Source organism: Moorena sp., assembly GCF_982860115.1.
Genome location: NZ_CEYLVT010000157.1, coordinates 1 through 17444 on the forward strand (window position 1 = coordinate 1; position 17444 = coordinate 17444).

Here is a 17444-nt window from a genome sequence, read left to right on the forward strand (position 1 = left end):
TCACCCCACACCCCACACCCCGTAAAGCTTTTAAGGCTGTTTGTCACCCCGTCAGCCCTCGACTACTACCCCACTAAGCACTCACCACTAACATGGACTTATTGCGATCGCTTCCCATCGGACTGTATTTGGAACAACCAGTAACCTGGATGCATCACCTCGACTCCAGGGTAAAGATGGTTTGGTTGACCAGTTTTCTGATCGCACCCCTGTTGGCAAATCCCTACTGTCGGCTCGGGCTATCCTGCTTACTGATTCTAATCACCCTTACCGCTAGGATTCCCTGGCGGGTGTGGCGTCAGCAAATGGGTTGGTTGTTGATGCTAGCATGTTTTGTATTTTTGATGACTGCGACTTTTCCAGATGCTATGGCAATTGACCATCAAGTCAGACTACCTCCAGAACCTCAAGAGCTCACCCTACCCCAACCTACTGACTACCGTTATGTAATCTGGAGTGGTAAAGCGTTTTCTATGATTAGTCTTAGTATTACTCGTCGCTCAATAGATTTAGCGATTCGGATTAGCACAACTCTATTTATCCTAGTTTACAGTTCCAGTCTCTTCCTGCTGACCACAGCACCAGAAGAAATTACTGCAGGTTTAGAAAGCTTAATCAAACCCTTACGGCGTTTGAATGTTCCGGTTACCGAAATTCTGCTGACCTTAACCCTTTCCTTGCGCTTTATTCCCCTAGTGCTAGAAGAAGTACAGAATTTAGGTCGTTCCATACGCACTCGTGCTATCAACTGGAAAAAACTCGGTCTGAACCGAAGCCTACAAGTTTGGTTAATGGTTGCGGAAAAGCTTCTGGAAAATTTACTGTTACGGGCTGAGCAAATTGCTAGTGCCATGACTGTCAGAGGCTTTACTAGTCCCAATGAGCATCAAGTGGAGTGGCATCAACTGCGCATACGCTGGTGTGATTGGTTAGCAATGGCAGGTTTACTAGTATTTTGGGGAGTAAGATTAACCTGGGGTTGGAAAATTTGAATCTTTTGTCAAGAACATAGCTATGGTTTAATCTAGGTAACTTAAAGCAATCCCTAGGCTTTAAAACCAGGGAAAGCAGTCAAGATGTGTATCTCAGCCATCACTATGACAAATCAATCACCGTCCGAGCAATCACCATCCCCAACACCTCCTCAGCCAAGCCGCAAACCAATTCTAGAGCTTGATGAATTACTGGCGATTATCGTAGCCTTCGCCACTGTTGGTCTAATTTTCTTTTGGGGCACAAAGGGCAACCGGGAAAAATTTAGCTTAAAATCCCTTGAGTCTCCCATAGCATCATCTGAGTCAACTGAGTCAACGGGAGAACTATCAATATTCCCAAGCCTTAAATCAATCACTGCTGGGGATAAGTCATCATCTGAACGCTCCTCATCCTCCAAATCAAGAAATCGTTATTTGTTCAGGGGAGATTCACCTGATTCAGTCACCGGTTTAATGCTCGGGTCAGCTCAAGATAACTCACTAGAGGACTCAGAAACTAATCCATTCCTGGGGCTATTCTCATCGGGGTACTCATCCACAGGATATCCCGACCGCACCATGGGCAAGAAGAAATTCCGAGGCGATGGCAGTACTGACGGTAGCACAGGGCCTGACAAAGCCCGAGGCGATGGCAGTACTGACGGTAGCACAGGTTCTGACCAAGCCGGATCCTCATCACCAACTATTATCCCTACAGATGTTAGCGATTTCCGCTTGATTGAAATAGATGAAATTCCTAATAATCATTGGGCAAGTCCTTTCTTGATACCTCTAGCCAAAGACAAGGTATTAGTTAACTTACCTGATCAGAAATTTGTACCGGACAGACCGGTGACACGGGGAGAGTTGGCTGCTCAAATTCAAAAAGTGTTTAAAGAGCAGAAGAAGCGACAACGAGTAAATTACAAGGATAAACCTACTGATAAATCAGCCTCTAAAGCTATTGATGAAGCTACCGAAACTGGTTTTATGTCAGGATATCCCGGACAGGAGTTCCGTCCTGAGCAAAAGGTTCCTCGTGTACAGATTTTGGTTAGCTTGATTAGTGGTCTTAATCTTAAACCCTCATCGAATCCAGCCCAAACCATACAGATTTACCGAGATAAGGATCAGATTCCTGAGTGGGCGATTGAGAAAGTAGCAGCAGCAACAGAAGCGGGTATAGTTGTTAACTACAGTGAGAAAACTATGCTCAGACCTAATGAGCCTGCTACTCATGCTGAGATGGTTTCCATGCTTTATCAGGCTTTGGTCAAATCAGGTAGGGCTCAAGGGGTTACCTCTCCATATATTATAGCTCCAAAATAAGTAGCTCCAAAATAGAATTATCGGTAACCCATTCAGGTAATGATTAGCCCATTTTAATGGACGTTATTGATTTGCCCGGAGTTAAAACTCCGGGCAATATTTTTTATGGGAATTTAGGGAATAGACCACAGAGAAAAGAGCACTGGAAAAAAATCCTGTTTACCTCATTACTATGAGAAACTATTGCCGGACTTACGCACAGAGTCCATGGCTAGGGTGGGCAAAACCTTGCCCACCCTACTAAACTCTATTCCCCATTCCCCATTCCCCATTCTTCTATTGCCTATTGCCTATTGCCTATTGCCTATTGCCTGGCGCGTAGAGCTATAAGCCCCCTGGAAATCCCCACAGCTAGGCGCACCCGTCACTACCAAAGTGCTCTGACAGGTATCCCAATTGGGCTTGGAGGAGGAGTGATCACTCTTGGCTGTACAGGAGTGGAAATGACAGTTCTTGGAGTAGGGTTCACCCGTTCGACACGCCTCTGTTGGACAGACTCTAACACCTCGCTAACACGACTGGTAACCCTCGTAGTCTCTGAACTGGCCAAAGCACTGGAACTAACAACATTAACGATACGATTCCCAGCCATCAAGACTTGCTTACCTTCTGTCACATGCCATTGCCTGAGCTTGGAAGTGGGTAGCCAAACCGTTTTGCTGTCACCGTTGTCAAGCTTAACCTTTACTATATTGCCAACGACACTCTTGATAGTACCTTTGTCAAGCTCTTGCCCCCGATCTTGTTTCAGGATCCGGTTTTGGGCTTGTTCACCCATTGAGTTAGCCTTAGCGGGAGCCATAGTAAGGGTACACAGCAGCAATGACAAGGTAGTCCCTGTCCAGACATTCAAGTTTTTAATATTCATCATCAACTTAATATATATTTCTGTCAATCGAAGGATTTCAAATTAAATAATCTACTGTAAAATCTACGGAAAGAATAGATTTTTTCCGGAATACTTTGTCCGTATAATTACTAATATTATTTAAAACAAAATTCAATAATTTTCTGGATGTCAAGGTTTTTGATAATGTTGCTTTTCAAGTCTACAAAAGGGATGTTATAAAGTTGTTATAACTAAAAAATATTTAAGAATGGTGAGAGATAAATTACTATCTCGGAGTTTAAGGCTACTCTGCTTGAGTATAGTAATTCCAATACTTCATGGGCAACAGCAGGTAGCTGCCTCTGAAAAAATAAGTAGTCCTGTTCCTACTCCCAAAGAGGTTTTACCTCAAAATCAATTGCCTGGAATTGAAGCCCCAAAATTGCCTCCCCTTGGAGACCCGGATCTATATCTTCCTCTAGAAGAAGACTTGCCAGCAGAGGCGACTCAAATTACTCGTTTGGTGATTAAATTGAGTGAACGTCGTGTTTATCTCTATCAAGCGGCTCAAGTCCTAAACAGTTACCCAATTGCCATCGGTAAAGCGGGTTGGGAAACACCAACAGGCAATTTTGAAGTGCTCCAAAAGCTTCAGGATCCAGCTTGGGAGCATCCCTGGACAGGTGAAGTAATTCCTCCAGGGCCGAATAATCCCCTTGGCGATCGCTGGATTGGTTTTTGGACTAATGGGACGAATTATATTGGATTTCATGGAACAACTGCTGAGGAACTCGTCGGACAAGCTGTTTCTCACGGTTGCATCCGAATGCTCAATAAAGATGTCCGGGATTTATTTGAAAAAGTTGCTATAGGAACACCGGTAATCGTACAGCCTTGACATCCCGTGCCGGAATAGGTTAAACCTCAGAACTAGAGACTCGAGCCCTTAGCTCTTCATAATTATTAATTTTCAGATAGCGATGAGTTAAATAGACCCTACGCTTAGGGCACTACCCATTGATTTGCCCTCAACTAACCAAAGCGTCAAAGATTGGCCCTATAGCTCGAATTGTGGTCTGTTGCTTCACTTCCGGTCTTGGAGAGGTTCACAACTTAAATCCGATTGTTATAGTGATGAGGGTGTAGGTTCAACTTTCCGACCCGGTCTACTAGAAACGGGATTTCCAAACATTAAACGTGTTTTTTTATGAGTAAATCAATAATTGAGTTAGTTGATGAACTGTCAACAGATAGCCTAACCGTAAAAATACTGAACGCACTGGATTTTGTGATCCCAGGGGAGTGGGAAAACTTAGTGGGGTTTAACCACACTATTCGCAAGCTAACTGGGGAAGAGGATTACGAGGTGATTACCAAAATTCGCGATCGCGCCCTCGCCATCTACGAAGACCCTAATGAGGGATACCAAAAAGCGGTTGGGATTTATCAAAAGTTTGACAGAACTGACAAAGCGATCGCAGCAGCCGCAATAGCCGACAAAGTCGGGGATGCCTTTAGGTGGATCCCGTTTTTAGAAAAACTGACTCCCAAAGCGGACAAGCTGCAAGGGATTGACTTGGGTCTGAAATTAGTGGGGGAACTACTAGCCCATAGCAAAATTCACAAGGTTGGCTTGAATCCCTTTGAATTTGCCAGTTCTATCCAGGAGAACTATGATAAAGCTGCTCTGATGCGGATGGTAGCTTTAGTGTGCATTGATGGGGTAATCCCTCTTGGTGCAGACTTCGTGTCTAAAGTACGAAATACCCTGGAAGAAGGAGATCAATCATCCTTTTCCAACAATGATGAGTTTGAAGCCATCAAGGACTCAATCCCAGATGACGATCAACAGGGATTCATTACTCAAACCTTTGATGCAGTTGGTGGCTGGATGGATAATCTAGTATCCTCTGTTGGATTAAGCCGTGATTCACTCTCCGACAGTCTCGGGGGTTTTGTAGAAATTGCCGATGACAAGTTAGACTATGTGGCGGCATTTCTAGACGCTAGCACTAACTACTATGAGCATACTGGCATTCAAACCGTTGCGCGTCATTTAATTCTTCGTGCTGCTGAAGAAATTGACTAGCCTAGAGTGAACTACTATAGCGTTTTTCATAGTGATGAAAAACGCTATAATAGCTAAATAAAATTTTGCTCTCATCAAGTTAAGTACTAACCTTGAGAATGGTAAAATACAAAGTTGATAAGCTAACTGAATCCCCTAACTTTGTATTAGTTGCTGCTGGATTAATAATGGCTTTAGCGGTAACAGGCTGTGAGCAATGGGATTCATCTGGCAGGATAAGTAGACCAACACCAGACAATTTTCCTACTCGTACCTTACCGAGATCGAACCCTAAGCAGTCGCCGCCAGCGATAAAGCAAGTTTTGTATGTGGATTCTCAACAAGGTACAGACAGCGAAAACGCTGGTCTAACCACTGCTAATCCCTTCAAAACTATTACCTATGCCTTACAGCAAGCTCGTCCCTTAGCTACTATCCACCTAGCCCCAGGTCAGTACACCGTTGAACAGGGAGAAACCTTTCCCCTTAAACTCAAACCTGGCATGATTCTCCAGGGAAACAAGTCCCCTAGAGGTGAAGGAGTAGTTATAATTGGTGGCGGTCTTTACCTCAGTCGCACTTGGGCTGGTCAGAACGTAACGATATTGGCAGCTCAAGATGCTCAGATTCTGGGACTAACTATTACTAATCCTAATACCAGAGGGAGTGGTGTGTGGGTAGAATCCACCAATCCCATCATTCGTAACAATACCTTTATCAATAGCGATCGCGAAGGAGTGTTTGTTAGTGGTAAAGGAAACCCTCTGATTGAAAATAACCGTTTTGCCAATAACCAAGGAAACGGTATCTCTGTAACTCGGGAAGCAACAGGAGAAATCCGGGGTAATATTATCGAGCAAACCGGTCATGGTTTGGCCATAGGGGGCAACAGTTCACCCTTGGTAGTAAATAATCAGATTCGTGACAACATTGACGGGGTAGTGATTGAAGGGTCTGCACGTCCTGTGCTGCGAGATAACCAAATTATCAACAATAGTCGGGATGGCTTGGTAGCGATTAGCCAATCTCAGCCAGATTTAGGCACTACTAGTACTCCTGGCAATAACCTTTTTGAAGGCAATGAACGTTATGACATTTATAATGTTACTGGCAAAAAGCTATTAGTAATTGGTAATCAGCTCAAGGGGGATGGGGTTGCTGCACTGCTAGAAGCTCAACCAAGTTCTCCTGAATTTCCTGTAGACTTTGACGTTAATTAGTATTGCTCAGTATGCTACCTAAGCAACGCGGATTAGAGTAGGATTTTTTTCATGATTCCTTCACAATTGACATTTAAAATTGTGTATGTTTTCGTGAGAGAAGTTTATAGTAAAAAAAATTGAAAATGGGTCAATCAATTATTGAATTAGTTGATCAACTACCAGAGGATAATTTAACCGTAAAAATCCTGAATGTACTGGATTTTATTGTTCCGGGGGAATGGGAAAATCTCGTCGGTTTTGACAAGACAATTTGCTCAGTTACAGGGAACTCATATCCAGATGACATTGAGTCAATTCGCGCCCGCGCCCTTGAGCTTTACGAAGACCCTGACCAGGGATACCAAACAGCTATCTGGATTTACCAAACTCTTGACAATACTGACACAGCGATCGCAGCAGCCGCTTTAGCTGATAAAGTCGGGGATACCTTCCGTTGGATCCCATTCTTAGACAAACTAACTCCCAAAGCTGACACCGTTCAATCTGTTGACTTGAGTATAAAACTCGTCGGAGAACTGATCGCTCATAGCAAGATTCACGGCCTTGGCTTTAATCCGGTAGACTTTGCTGCTTCTGTGAAAGAAAACTATCATAACGAAGCTCTGATGCGAATGGTAGCCTTAGTTGCCATCGATGGTATAATTCCTCTGGGTGCTGACTTCATATCTAAAGTCCGAAAGAGCCTGGATGAAGGAGGGGAGTCGCCTCTAGCAAACAATCCTGCCTTTACCATGCTCAGTGACTCAATTCCTGAATTCAAGCAACTGGGATTTATCCGTAACACCTTTGATGCAGTTGGTGACTGGATGCATGATTTAATTTCCTCTACTGGGTTAAGCCCTGAGTCACTGTTTGATCGTATGGGTGGCGTGATAGAAGTTGCTGATGACAAGTTAGACTATGTAGCAGCATTTCTAGACGCTAGTACCAATTGTTATGAGCATACTGGAATTCAAACTGTTGCTCGTCATCTGATTGAGCGGGCAGCTAAAGATATTTGAGGTAAGCATATGCCCTCGATGCGCATATGCTTACTACCGAGACTTTGAATTCGATAAAATTTAGAACTATTAGGTGCGACCCTTGGCGAATTAAATTCGCCAAGGGTCGCACCTGAAGTTATTTTTTCCTCTTTTTGTGGTGTCTAATGTTTTTTTTACGGGTTAAATTCAAACGTTTAATCATCCTATCGACTGTGGAATGACCAATTAAAACACCCGTTTCTTCGGCTAACCAAATCCGGAGTTCATCTAAGGTAGCATCATTGTTTTTGATGACAAGATCTCGGAGAATATTTAATTGCTCTGGGGTAAGTTTTATCGGAGTTTGTTTAGTTCTAACTTTGGGAGCAATATTTCCGGTTTCTCGATACTGTTTGAGTAATTTTTGAACAAAGCTTAAGGCAACATTAAACTGTTTAGCAAGCTGACGTTGAGAGATATTGCCTTGATTATAAGCATCAACAATTTTTTGTCTAAGATCAACAGAGTAGGCTTTCATGGTTCTTGAGGAGAATTATCTGAGCTATCCTAATTGTACCTGACTAGCTTGGTAAAAGCTAGATCCTATGGGAAAACCTTGGAACCTGGAAAGCTGACAGCCGTCAGCTGACAGCTGTAGCTTATTTTATTCCAAAGCTGTTCTGTGTAGCAAGCACCACTATGGGAATAATTTATCCCCATAGTGGTGCCACAGCCTTTGGCTGATACCTGATAGCAGATCAAGTAGCGTGGGCGTAACGCACACTACTGGACTGACACAGCTAAAATAGTGCAATAAGCGTAGGTTGGGTTGAAGAATGAAACCCAACACCAGTAACGCTTTGTTGGGTTTCACTACCGCTCAACCCAACAAACATTTTTAGGTGTGCCACGCTACTACTTGATCTGCTTATGGGCTATGGGTAAGCTACACTATGCTGACGGCTGAAGCTGACGGCTGAATGCTGATGGCACCTCAAGTAGCGTGCGCGTAGCGCATATGCTGAAGTTGTAAAGTAATGTAAAAATAGTTAGATGATCAAAGAGTTGACACTAGCAGCTGGGTGATTCAAAGCACGTTTATGATGCAATATAGAAGATTTGGGCGTACAGAATTACAGATGCCAGTCTTTTCCTGTGGTGGTATGCGATACCAGTTCAAGTGGCAGGATGTTCCCAAGGAGCAAATTCCCCAAGATCATCAACAGAATTTGGAAGCAACAATCCGCCGTTCTCTAGAGCTTGGCATTCATCACATAGAAACTGCTCGTGGCTACGGTACTTCTGAGATGCAATTAGGAGAGATTTTGCCAAAATTTCCCCGAGAACAACTGATTGTTCAGACTAAAGTTACTCCTAAGCCTGACCCCCAAGAGTTTCGTCGTAAGTTTAATCAATCCCTAGCTTTCCTAAAACTTGACTATGTTGACCTACTGGGAATCCATGGGATTAATACCCCTGAGTTGCTAGATCAGAATATCCGTCCTGGTGGTTATTTAGATGTGGCGCGACAGCTTAAAGCAGAGGGTAAGGTACGGTTTATTGGATTCTCGACTCATGGTCCTACAGATGTGATTGTTAAAACCATTGAAACGGACCAGTTTGACTACGTTAACTTGCACTGGTATTACATTAATCAGTTAAATTGGCCTGCCATTGAAGCCGCTGCTCGTCACGATATGGGGGTGTTCATTATTAGCCCTTCCGATAAAGGGGGTATGCTCTATAAACCACCACAACGGTTAGTGGAACTTTGTGCTCCCCTTAGCCCAATGGTGTTTAATGATTTGTTTTGTTTGAGCCATCCCGAGGTCCATACCTTGAGTCTAGGCGCATCTCGACCATCAGATTTTGATGAACACCTCAAAACTGTAGAACTTCTGGAGCGCTCAGAAGAAGTATTACCGCCGATTTTAGAGCGTTTGGAGTCAGAAGCGATCGCAAAATTGGGAGAAGACTGGTTCCGAAGTTGGCACATTGGTTTACCCACCCATTCAGAAACCCCAGGCGGTATAAATATTCCAGTGATTTTGTGGTTGAGGAATTTAGCGATCGCGTACGATCTGGTAGAGTATGGGAAAAATCGCTACAACCTCTTAACTAATGCGGGTCACTGGTTTCCTGGTGGCCAAGCCAATCGGGTCAGAGAATTAGACCTGAGCCAGTGTTTGCGTAACAGTCCTAATGCTGATGTAATACCAGCTTTTTTGGAAGATGCCCATAACTTATTAGCGGGTGAACCAGTCAAACGCCTCTCCCAACAATAATTCAACCAACCTATTAATGATAGTTAATTGTTAATTGTTAATGGTTAATTAACTATCAACCCAGAAAGATCCAGAAAGATCCGTATTCAACCAGAGACCACCTTAATGTTTTTGTTTAGAATTTTTAAGAACTTTCGGAATCTCTGTGATCACTCGTGAAGCAATCTGTGGTGGGGTCTCCCCAAAATCTTCACAGATGTGAAGGTCAGCTAATTCATAAAGACTCCGTCTTCGGTCAAGAATTTTCTGCAATTCTAAAGCAGGATCAGGTTTCTGTAGTAAGGGGCGAGTGGTATCCTCTTGCAAGCGTTCGATTAACATTTGCACAGGGACATCTAACCAGACCACTAGACCATAATGCAGATAACTCCAATTCTGGGGTTTAAGCACAATACCGCCTCCTGTAGCAACGATCAATTGCTGATAAGCCGATAGTTCCGATAGTACCTGAGTCTCCAGCTGTCGAAAGGTTTCTTCTCCGTCCTCAGCAAATATCTCGTTAATCGTTTTACCGGCAATTTGCTCAATCAGGGCATCTGTATCACAAAAACCATAGCCTAGCTCACTAGCTAGTAAACCTCCAACAGTAGTTTTGCCAGCGCCCATCATGCCAATCAGAAAAACATTGATGCCCTTCAACAAGTCATTCACGCATGCCCTCCCCAGTCTAATCAGTGATTACCCTTAGTTCACACTTAATCAAAGGTACCACCCTAAGACTTTCAGTGCGAGACAACCTTTCACATTTATGCTATTATTCACAATAGCTTCATCTAAACTTCATTCCAACAGAAGCGATGTACCGTGCTTTTGCGGAGCCAGTGAGGCCAAAGGGGGTGGCCACTGGGCTTGACTTCGGGCGACCGTAAGCCGATTCACACAGCCCCTCCCTATGACCGACTGGCAAGGGTTTCCTCATCTGCGACTGCATCAAGAAAACGGGAGCGTGGAAACCGTCATCATTATTTATGTGGCTATGTGGCGGAGGAAGGGAGATTTGGCGGTTTTAAGCGCCGTCATTAGAAGCGATGCAGTGGCGTGACCGGGGTTTCCCCCACTTGCACTTTGCATGGCTGACAAAGTAACCAGAAACTTAGGCTTAGACTAAGCAGACTGGGTAAGCGGTGTTTGAGCACCGTCAGCCTGCTCATGCTATGGACTGAATGCAAGTCCAAGCTTGGCATCAGGGTACAACAAACCCCAATTTTTTAGACTAGGGAGACTCAACTATGTATAAGGCATAGGTTTTAATCCCTGGCACTCAACTACCTGATGAAGCAGCTGATTTCGGTGTCTCACAAAACTATCCACTAGTGGAACAGATCTACTGGTTTTCACTAGTGGTCACTCCATCTAAACTAGGGGTAACAAAGTAAATGTTGCTAATTCGTGACATTGTCAAACAAGCTCTCACAACCGGTTATCTAACCATAGAAGCCGAGGATAAATTACGCAGGATGCTCCATCAAAAACATAAAAAGTACGATTTGGCGGATCTGGATGCCTTTATGGCCTTACAGGAAGCTGCCATGACTGGCCGCGTGAGGCAACAATCTCGCGAACAAATGAATAATTAGCCAGATGGATAATTGAGTAACTATCTAAGAATAACAGCCAAGGAGTAACCTTTTACTACCTTGGCTGCTATTGTATTGCTAGTTATAAGAAAATCAACCGTCAGTAGGGCTTGTGACAGTTATTCAAACTCTTCATCATCCTCAAACCCCCAGTCCTCTTCATCCTCTTCAGTCTGCTTAGCTACCGTCTTGTAAGGTGGATTAATGACTCGATACTTGGCATCGTAAACTGTTTCAGATTTACCAACACCTGAATTACCTGGTTTGCGATAACTATAGGAATAAACAGAATCGCTTTGATCACTACTTTCGGGTTCTTCGCTCAGGTCATCCCTAGTGGGATCTGCTTTAGTGGTGTGTGATCTCGAATCTTGCTTAACCCCTTGGCGAGCTGATGAAACTCGATCTGAATTTTGATCTTCCTCAAAGTCCCACTCTTGACTACTACTTTCTTCCCAATCCGAGCTTGTATTATCTTTTGAGGTTTGTTTCGAGGCTCGACGCTCACGAGTTTTATCCTGCCTCGTCTGGGTTTGATAACTTTCGCGACGGCTATATTCAGAAAATAATGGCTCGTCGTCCGGTGGTTCAGAATTTCCACCAGAGTAACGCCAAGCCAAGTAATTGGGGAGTCGTAGGCTGATGCTGGTTAGAACTCCAGCTCCAACGGCACCAACAATCCACAAGGCTAGAGGTAGAGGTGGTGTCTTCATGCCTAGAAAGACCAAAGGTAGCACTGGCAACCAATTATCAATAACAAACAGTGCTAATCCACCTATTACCAAACATAAGAATATAATAATCCTAAACATAAACCAAGGGATTGAAGGTTATAGGTTAAAGGTTGGTTGAGGGGTGTTGAATATTGATCAGCATATGTCAGGCTCAAGGCAGAAAAGTCTGACGATTTAGCCTCCTCTTTTAAAGAGGATCTATTTTCCCCATCTTTCCCATATCTTTATTTCCTACCTATCATGATAACTATGTTGAAGGGAATCAGTACTTCTGCCCTGCCACCGTTTTAGGGGAATGCAGTCAATGTCTAACTGGTCTAAAGCGCGAGCTACCACAAAATCCACCAAATCTTCGATGGTTTGAGGGTTATGGTACCAAGCCGGTATAGCTGGAACAATTCTAACTCCTGTTTCTGCTAACCTGGTAAGGTTACGGAGATGGATTAAGCTAAAGGGTGTTTCACGAGGTACGATTACTAGCTTACGCCCTTCTTTAATTTGAACATCTGCTGAACGCTCAAGCAGGTCAGTACTGAAGCCCGCAGCCATTTTTGCTACGGTATTCATACTACAGGGCATGATCACCATTCCTAAAGTACGGAAAGAACCACTAGCAATGCTGGCTCCCACATCCCCCCACCGATGACAAATGAGTTTGCCTCCGTGATCGACTGCCGCTTGCTGACGCCAGAATTGTGCTTGTAGATCCGGTTCTAGAGGCATCCGAATATTTTGCTCTGCCTGCCAAACCATATAGGTAGATTTCGAGGCCACCAGCTCAATAGCATAGTCAGCCTCTAGTAAATACTTTAAAGCCCTTACAGCATAGATTAGCCCAGATGCACCGGTGACACCAATAATTAGAGGAGTTGTCATTAGTTGTGATTACTCAGTAGTCAAATGATGTCCGGTGTAATGTCAGCTGATAGCTATCAGCTATCAGCTATCAGCTATTAGCTATCAGCTATCAGCTGACATTGTTAATTAACAAAAAGGAATTAACCCTATTAGAATCAAGACTATTATAAGTTATTAACCCGACTTAATATCATTTAATTGGTAGTGAGTGGTGAGTGGTTAGTGGTTAGTTAACCTTCTAGTAACCTACTAACCACTCACCAATAACTTACTCCTCTAAATCTTCGTTACTAGCAAAACTACCACCGCTTACGGTTACCAGGTCAATTTGTTGACGGTAATAATCCACACTCTTGACTTGGACTTCGACGCGATCGCCTAATCGATAGGCAGTGCGATTTTTGCGACCGACTAGGCAGGCGTGACGGGAGCGATACTCGTACCAGTCATCCTTGAGAGAGCTAACGTGAACCAATCCTTCTACTAACAAGTCTTCAATTTCGACAAAAAAGCCGTAGGATTGAACCCCAGTAATCAGCCCGCTGAAGATATCTCCTGTACGCTCTTTCATCTGTTCAGCTTTCTTTAAGCCCTGTAAATCCATCTCTGCATCCATGGTGATCTTTTCACGGTCATTGAGATGGGGAATTAATGTAGTTAAGTTATTTTCTAACTCTTGGTGAATTTCTGGTGGTAAAACATTCCAGTTTATATTACCTTGACAGCTGCTATGATTGAGATTTACCCGGTCTTTGGAACGGGTGGAACGACGGTCTCTTCCTTTTTCAAATACCAAATGCAGTAACTGTTGTACCCATAAATCCCCATAGCGCCTCAGTGGTGATACTCCGTGAGTATAGCCAGTATCCAATGCTAGACCAAAGTGCGCTCCTGGTTTAGAACTATAACCTGTTGGTTTTAAGGTTGATAACAACAAATAGATCAATACTTTAGGTGCTATGGATTTGGCAAATAGCTGGGTAAAGCCCTGATAGTCTTGAGAGGTAATGGTTTCTTCTTTCTCAAGCTGCATATCTAGCTCTAGATTCATGCCCAACCTAATCAAATCCTGAAGCCCATCCCAATCCGGTAGCCCCTGGACACAGTAAATCCCTGGCAAACCTAGGGCTTGGATGTGGGTAGCTATTGATTGATTGGCTAAGATCACTAATTCCTTCAACAACGACTGCATTGGTACTGTTGAAGAAACCTCCAGAGCCCCCACTCTCCCTTCATCTTTATAGGGGTATGGAATCTGGGACAAATTTAGGTCAAAGGCACCCCGCTGCTTTCGTTGGGCCCTGACTGCTGGACTCAAGGTAAAAAACAGTTCCTTGAGTATGTCCACCACAGGTGCCAATTCTGAGTCAGCTTCCTCATGTCCTCCCAGAAGGGATTGAGCCTGCTCATAAGTGAGCTGGTAGTGTACCTGGATTATGGACGGTTGAATCTCATAGTCTACTACCTGACCAGCTTCGTCTAGAGTGATTAGTACCGACATGGTTAAGCGGTCTTGACCTGGTACTAGGGAACAAAGCTGGGTAACGGCTTCTGGTAGTAAAGGCAATATCACATCGGACAGATAAACTGCTGTACCCCTTTTTCTGGCTTCATCAGCCAAGGCAGAGTCTGGAGGGACAAAGTAAGCCACATCAGCAATATGTATCCCCAGTTGCCACTGATTTGCTTCAGTTTTTTCTAGAGTAAAGGCGTTTTCTACAACTACCTTCTCTGAGTTAGCTAGCTTATCTTCAATGGTAATGGTCAGAACCTTTCGCAAATCTAAGCGCTGGCTATAGTCTGATTTTTTCAGCTTTTTCGGTAAGTTATCAGCGGCTAGAAGTACCTCATCAGGGAAGTAACAGCGTAAATCGTGCTTGCAACAGACAATGTCAGTGTCAGCCGCATCTTCTGCATCACTTCCTAAAATACGGGCAACTTTTCCAAGGGGAGGGTTTTGTCCGAGGGGGTAGCGTAGGACTTCTACATGAACCAGATGCTCTACTGCTTTTTGTAAGATTTCCTGATCTGGTTCAAGATCTAGTTCAAACAAGAGTCGGTCATCAAGGGGAAAGGCTCGGTAACCATTACCAATTTCCTTGACTCGCGCTAGCACTGAAGGATTTACCCGTTCCAGAATTAACCGCACTTCTCCTTCAGGAGACCGGCGTCTGCTACCTTCTTTGGTAACTTTGACTAGGACGCGATCGCCATTCCAGGCAGTACTGAGATTGGTTTCCCGAATGTAAATATCATCGGCTCCCTCCACTTCTTGGATGGCGAAACAAAAGCCTTTACTCGAACAGCGCAGCTTGGCTTCGACCACGTCTTCTTCATAAACACGCCGATACCTGCCGCGATCTTTAACCAGAATTCCTAATTTTTCCAGTGCATCCAGGGAAATCTGGAGTTTTTTGAGACTTTCTTTGTCTTGGCAACCAAGTTTTTTTTCTAAGACTTTGGGTGCCACTAGTTTATCATCAGTAAAATTAGAAAGTAATGTAGCGATTGAAAATTCCATCCAACAATCCTTTTCGTCTGATCGTGGTTTTTGCTTGTTGCCCTTAAGAGCATGCGATCGCTAGGGTAGGACAGTCCCTGATGCGATCAGGTCATCGGCTGAACATTGAAAGGCAAGCCAGGTGTACACAAACCCGCGCAGCAGATAATAGTACATCAGTATTCCCGGGTAGCTAAACTTGTTCCACCCCTTGTGTTTCTTTCCCAGGAAAGGGTATCCACTGATGGTTTGCCTAAACTGTTTAACCAACTCTGTTGTTTTTGTTCCGAAGCAAGACTAAGGTCAGGGTAACTTTTAGGCTAATGACTCACCTAACAAAGCCTGCGGAATTTTTGAGTCAGAGGTTGGTCAATAGCCAGTGATTCAAACGCCATGGCACCTTCTTTGAGTTACGGTTTGAGGCCCCTAGGACGATTGTTTCGTAGGCGTTTTTATCATCAAACGGGTAACATACAGGCAGTTATGTATAAGAAGCAACCGATTCAAAGAGTGAGAATCTCTAATGCCACCCAGTTTCTTTGGCTAGAACTCTTTTGTTCAGACACTGCAATAATCGGAACCATTACGCTTCCTGGGTTTCTTAGTCCCCTTGCTTTGCCGATGCTTTAGCCCCTGGGGCAAAAGAGAAGCTTAGCTTAGTCTGGTCAGCCTCGGAACTGTGTCCAAATTCCCCAGTTATATCTACTAGTCTACCGAAAGGGCAACCGATTAGTCACGCTTACGCGCTAAATTCAGATTTGCTAAATCGTCATACTGACTCGCCTAGGCTAAAAAGCAATAAATTACATCAACAGATGACAGCTCTTCTGGAAGAAGCGTAGGTGTAGGCAACGAGGAGAACTTGGAGGTCCCGCCCTCTGTTTTCTTGTTCCTAGAGCGCCTGGGAAAAAGAAACTTTGGTTTTGCGTAGGCTGTGCTGCTCAACTGGATCAGGAACCGCAACTGAAATTCCTTTCTCCTACGTCTGTTGCAGATTGTAACTACAGAAGGATTTAGCGCCAGCTTACCAAAGATAGTTCTATTATATTATGTTTTATTGTACATCAACGGGAGTACGGAATCGGGAAGAAATATTCCGGTGATCCGCAGATCAGCTGTTCCGTTTGCTACAGTTTTCGGGTCTAGCTATGCTATGATATAATGCTTAGATTTGGGCAGGAAATGGTTTTATGTTTACTCAGTTCCGAGATCGTTATCCTCAAGGCAGCTTGATCAGCGATCTTTTAGCAATTGACCATGGTCAGTACATAGTACGTTGCTCAGTGAAAGTTGAGGGTACCATCTTGGTCACCGGTCTAGCTGCTGCCCAAACCGTTGAATTAGCAGAAGATCAAGCCAGACTTAGAGCCTTAGCTGCTTTAGGCATGGATAGCACCAAAGGGATTGATCAAAACAAGGATAATCCCAGAGCAAAGCGTGAGGTAAATGTTCCGTTGCAACCATTGCCTCGCTATGATGTTGGCTCGACCTCAGCAAGTCAGGAACAGACTCAACCCAATCATCATTTTACTCAAGCTACTCGAACCAGTGACACCAGTAGTTACTCTTTCTCAGAGTCCAGAGCTAGAGAGGTTAGAGAAACCCCTGCCAATATCCCATCAGTAGAACCAGCAAGGAACTTTAGCCATGAATCCTTCTCAAGGGAAGTACAGACCTCCGTTCCAACTGACATCCCTAAGAAGAGGGAGCCCATTAGCTACCAGACCCCACAACCTGATCCTCCCATCCAGTCCTATGGTCAAAATACCATGGAGACTAACACTAGTGACATGGGATCACCGAGTCTTCCGATTATTGACCATTCTGACATCATTACCAAAACCAATGTAGAAATGAAGCGTCTGGGTTGGACAACTCAACAGGGGAAAGACTATCTTCTACAAACTTACGGTAAGCGATCGCGTCAGCTGCTTAGTGACAAAGAGTTAATGTCTTTTCTGGAATATCTAGAATCTCAGCCAATACCTTCAGATTCTTAAGCAATCAGCTATAAGAAGGGAATCGGGAATCGGGAATCGGGAATCGGGAATCGGGAACAGTTGCGTAGGGTGTGTTAGGGGGGCCTCATTTTCCGCCTCGTAGCC

At 44.1% G+C, this 17444-nt stretch carries 17 protein-coding genes; 11 read left to right on the top strand and 6 right to left on the bottom strand.

The genetic code is table 11. From position 1 onward, the window contains the following. Positions 1-92 precede the first annotated feature (92 nt). The 3 genes from AC4II3_RS22670 (at position 93) to AC4II3_RS22680 (ending at position 2633) form a co-directional block, all read left to right on the top strand. Positions 93-992, top strand: a complete 900-nt coding sequence (locus AC4II3_RS22670; RefSeq protein WP_488015128.1) for an energy-coupling factor transporter transmembrane component T family protein — start codon at positions 93-95, stop codon at positions 990-992. Positions 993-1097: 105 nt separating this feature from the next. Continuing rightward, positions 1098-2303 (top strand): S-layer homology domain-containing protein, encoded by a 1206-nt coding sequence (locus tag AC4II3_RS22675; protein WP_488015126.1) that lies wholly within the window; start codon positions 1098-1100, stop codon positions 2301-2303. 183 nt (positions 2304-2486) lie between these two features. Further along, positions 2487-2633 carry a hypothetical protein gene (locus tag AC4II3_RS22680; protein WP_488015124.1) on the top strand — a complete coding sequence of 49 codons (147 nt, stop codon included), beginning with the start codon at positions 2487-2489 and terminating at the stop codon, positions 2631-2633. 37 nt (positions 2634-2670) lie between these two features. Here the strand turns inward: AC4II3_RS22680 and AC4II3_RS22685 are convergent, their stop codons facing one another. Next, positions 2671-3174, bottom strand: a complete 504-nt coding sequence (locus AC4II3_RS22685) for a hypothetical protein (protein WP_488015122.1) — start codon at positions 3172-3174, stop codon at positions 2671-2673. A 226-nt stretch (positions 3175-3400) separates the two neighbouring features. On the opposite strand from AC4II3_RS22685, the gene AC4II3_RS22690 reads away from it, so the two are divergent. The 4 genes from AC4II3_RS22690 to AC4II3_RS22705 all read left to right on the top strand — a co-directional run bounded on the left by AC4II3_RS22690 (position 3401) and on the right by AC4II3_RS22705 (position 7424). Further along, on the top strand, positions 3401-4030 hold the full coding sequence (locus AC4II3_RS22690; protein WP_488015120.1) for a L,D-transpeptidase: 630 nt from the start codon (positions 3401-3403) through the stop codon (positions 4028-4030). Between the two features lie 309 nt (positions 4031-4339). Continuing rightward, a complete protein-coding gene (locus AC4II3_RS22695) occupies positions 4340-5221 on the top strand; it encodes a hypothetical protein (protein ID WP_488015118.1) in 882 nt (293 codons plus the stop codon). Positions 5222-5319: 98 nt separating this feature from the next. Continuing rightward, entirely contained in the window at positions 5320-6420 is a 1101-nt protein-coding gene (locus AC4II3_RS22700) for a DUF1565 domain-containing protein (RefSeq protein ID WP_488015116.1), read from the top strand. 125 nt (positions 6421-6545) lie between these two features. After that, positions 6546-7424 (top strand): hypothetical protein, encoded by an 879-nt coding sequence (locus AC4II3_RS22705; protein WP_488015114.1) that lies wholly within the window; start codon positions 6546-6548, stop codon positions 7422-7424. A 118-nt stretch (positions 7425-7542) separates the two neighbouring features. Here the strand turns inward: AC4II3_RS22705 and AC4II3_RS22710 are convergent, their stop codons facing one another. Continuing rightward, on the bottom strand, positions 7543-7923 hold the full coding sequence (locus tag AC4II3_RS22710; RefSeq protein WP_488015112.1) for a helix-turn-helix domain-containing protein: 381 nt from the start codon (positions 7921-7923) through the stop codon (positions 7543-7545). 565 nt (positions 7924-8488) lie between these two features. On the opposite strand from AC4II3_RS22710, the gene AC4II3_RS22715 reads away from it, so the two are divergent. Beyond that, a complete protein-coding gene (locus AC4II3_RS22715; protein WP_488014775.1) occupies positions 8489-9670 on the top strand; it encodes an aldo/keto reductase in 1182 nt (393 codons plus the stop codon). A 102-nt stretch (positions 9671-9772) separates the two neighbouring features. On the opposite strand, the gene AC4II3_RS22720 is transcribed toward AC4II3_RS22715, so the two are convergent. Further along, the gene (locus tag AC4II3_RS22720; RefSeq protein WP_488014773.1) at positions 9773-10321 is read right to left on the bottom strand and encodes a shikimate kinase; all 549 of its coding nucleotides are present in this window, start codon (positions 10319-10321) and stop codon (positions 9773-9775) included. Between the two features lie 198 nt (positions 10322-10519). Here AC4II3_RS22720 and AC4II3_RS22725 point away from each other — a divergent pair, with 198 nt between their 5' ends. After that, positions 10520-10693, top strand: a complete 174-nt coding sequence (locus tag AC4II3_RS22725) for a hypothetical protein (protein WP_490722891.1) — start codon at positions 10520-10522, stop codon at positions 10691-10693. 353 nt (positions 10694-11046) lie between these two features. Then, a complete protein-coding gene (locus AC4II3_RS22730; protein ID WP_071105228.1) occupies positions 11047-11247 on the top strand; it encodes a hypothetical protein in 201 nt (66 codons plus the stop codon). Positions 11248-11366: 119 nt separating this feature from the next. Here the strand turns inward: AC4II3_RS22730 and AC4II3_RS22735 are convergent, their stop codons facing one another. The 3 genes from AC4II3_RS22735 to AC4II3_RS22745 all read right to left on the bottom strand — a co-directional run bounded on the left by AC4II3_RS22735 (position 11367) and on the right by AC4II3_RS22745 (position 15360). Further along, on the bottom strand, positions 11367-12059 hold the full coding sequence (locus AC4II3_RS22735) for a LapA family protein (RefSeq protein WP_488029688.1): 693 nt from the start codon (positions 12057-12059) through the stop codon (positions 11367-11369). 153 nt (positions 12060-12212) lie between these two features. Then, positions 12213-12857 carry a flavin prenyltransferase UbiX gene (locus AC4II3_RS22740; protein WP_488014769.1) on the bottom strand — a complete coding sequence of 215 codons (645 nt, stop codon included), beginning with the start codon at positions 12855-12857 and terminating at the stop codon, positions 12213-12215. A gap of 250 nt (positions 12858-13107) precedes the next feature. Continuing rightward, positions 13108-15360 carry a ribonuclease R family protein gene (locus AC4II3_RS22745; protein WP_488014767.1) on the bottom strand — a complete coding sequence of 751 codons (2253 nt, stop codon included), beginning with the start codon at positions 15358-15360 and terminating at the stop codon, positions 13108-13110. 1169 nt (positions 15361-16529) lie between these two features. Here AC4II3_RS22745 and AC4II3_RS22750 point away from each other — a divergent pair. After that, positions 16530-17339 carry a hypothetical protein gene (locus tag AC4II3_RS22750; protein WP_488014765.1) on the top strand — a complete coding sequence of 270 codons (810 nt, stop codon included), beginning with the start codon at positions 16530-16532 and terminating at the stop codon, positions 17337-17339. Positions 17340-17444: the final 105 nt, after the last annotated feature.

What these genes read in the sequence shown, in the direction of transcription:
- AC4II3_RS22695 (WP_488015118.1), top strand. Translation starts at nt 4,340, where the DNA reads ATGAGTAAATCAATAATTGAGTTAGTTGATGAACTGTCAACAGATAGC.
- AC4II3_RS22675 (WP_488015126.1), top strand. Translation starts at nt 1,098, where the DNA reads ATGACAAATCAATCACCGTCCGAGCAATCACCATCCCCAACACCTCCT.
- AC4II3_RS22700 (WP_488015116.1), top strand. Translation starts at nt 5,320, where the DNA reads ATGGTAAAATACAAAGTTGATAAGCTAACTGAATCCCCTAACTTTGTA.
- AC4II3_RS22710 (WP_488015112.1), bottom strand. Translation starts at nt 7,923, where the DNA reads ATGAAAGCCTACTCTGTTGATCTTAGACAAAAAATTGTTGATGCTTAT.
- AC4II3_RS22730 (WP_071105228.1), top strand. Translation starts at nt 11,047, where the DNA reads ATGTTGCTAATTCGTGACATTGTCAAACAAGCTCTCACAACCGGTTAT.
- AC4II3_RS22745 (WP_488014767.1), bottom strand. Translation starts at nt 15,360, where the DNA reads ATGGAATTTTCAATCGCTACATTACTTTCTAATTTTACTGATGATAAA.
- AC4II3_RS22690 (WP_488015120.1), top strand. Translation starts at nt 3,401, where the DNA reads ATGGTGAGAGATAAATTACTATCTCGGAGTTTAAGGCTACTCTGCTTG.
- AC4II3_RS22750 (WP_488014765.1), top strand. Translation starts at nt 16,530, where the DNA reads ATGTTTACTCAGTTCCGAGATCGTTATCCTCAAGGCAGCTTGATCAGC.
- AC4II3_RS22740 (WP_488014769.1), bottom strand. Translation starts at nt 12,857, where the DNA reads ATGACAACTCCTCTAATTATTGGTGTCACCGGTGCATCTGGGCTAATC.
- AC4II3_RS22735 (WP_488029688.1), bottom strand. Translation starts at nt 12,059, where the DNA reads ATGTTTAGGATTATTATATTCTTATGTTTGGTAATAGGTGGATTAGCA.
- AC4II3_RS22705 (WP_488015114.1), top strand. Translation starts at nt 6,546, where the DNA reads ATGGGTCAATCAATTATTGAATTAGTTGATCAACTACCAGAGGATAAT.
- AC4II3_RS22670 (WP_488015128.1), top strand. Translation starts at nt 93, where the DNA reads ATGGACTTATTGCGATCGCTTCCCATCGGACTGTATTTGGAACAACCA.
- AC4II3_RS22685 (WP_488015122.1), bottom strand. Translation starts at nt 3,174, where the DNA reads ATGATGAATATTAAAAACTTGAATGTCTGGACAGGGACTACCTTGTCA.
- AC4II3_RS22715 (WP_488014775.1), top strand. Translation starts at nt 8,489, where the DNA reads ATGCAATATAGAAGATTTGGGCGTACAGAATTACAGATGCCAGTCTTT.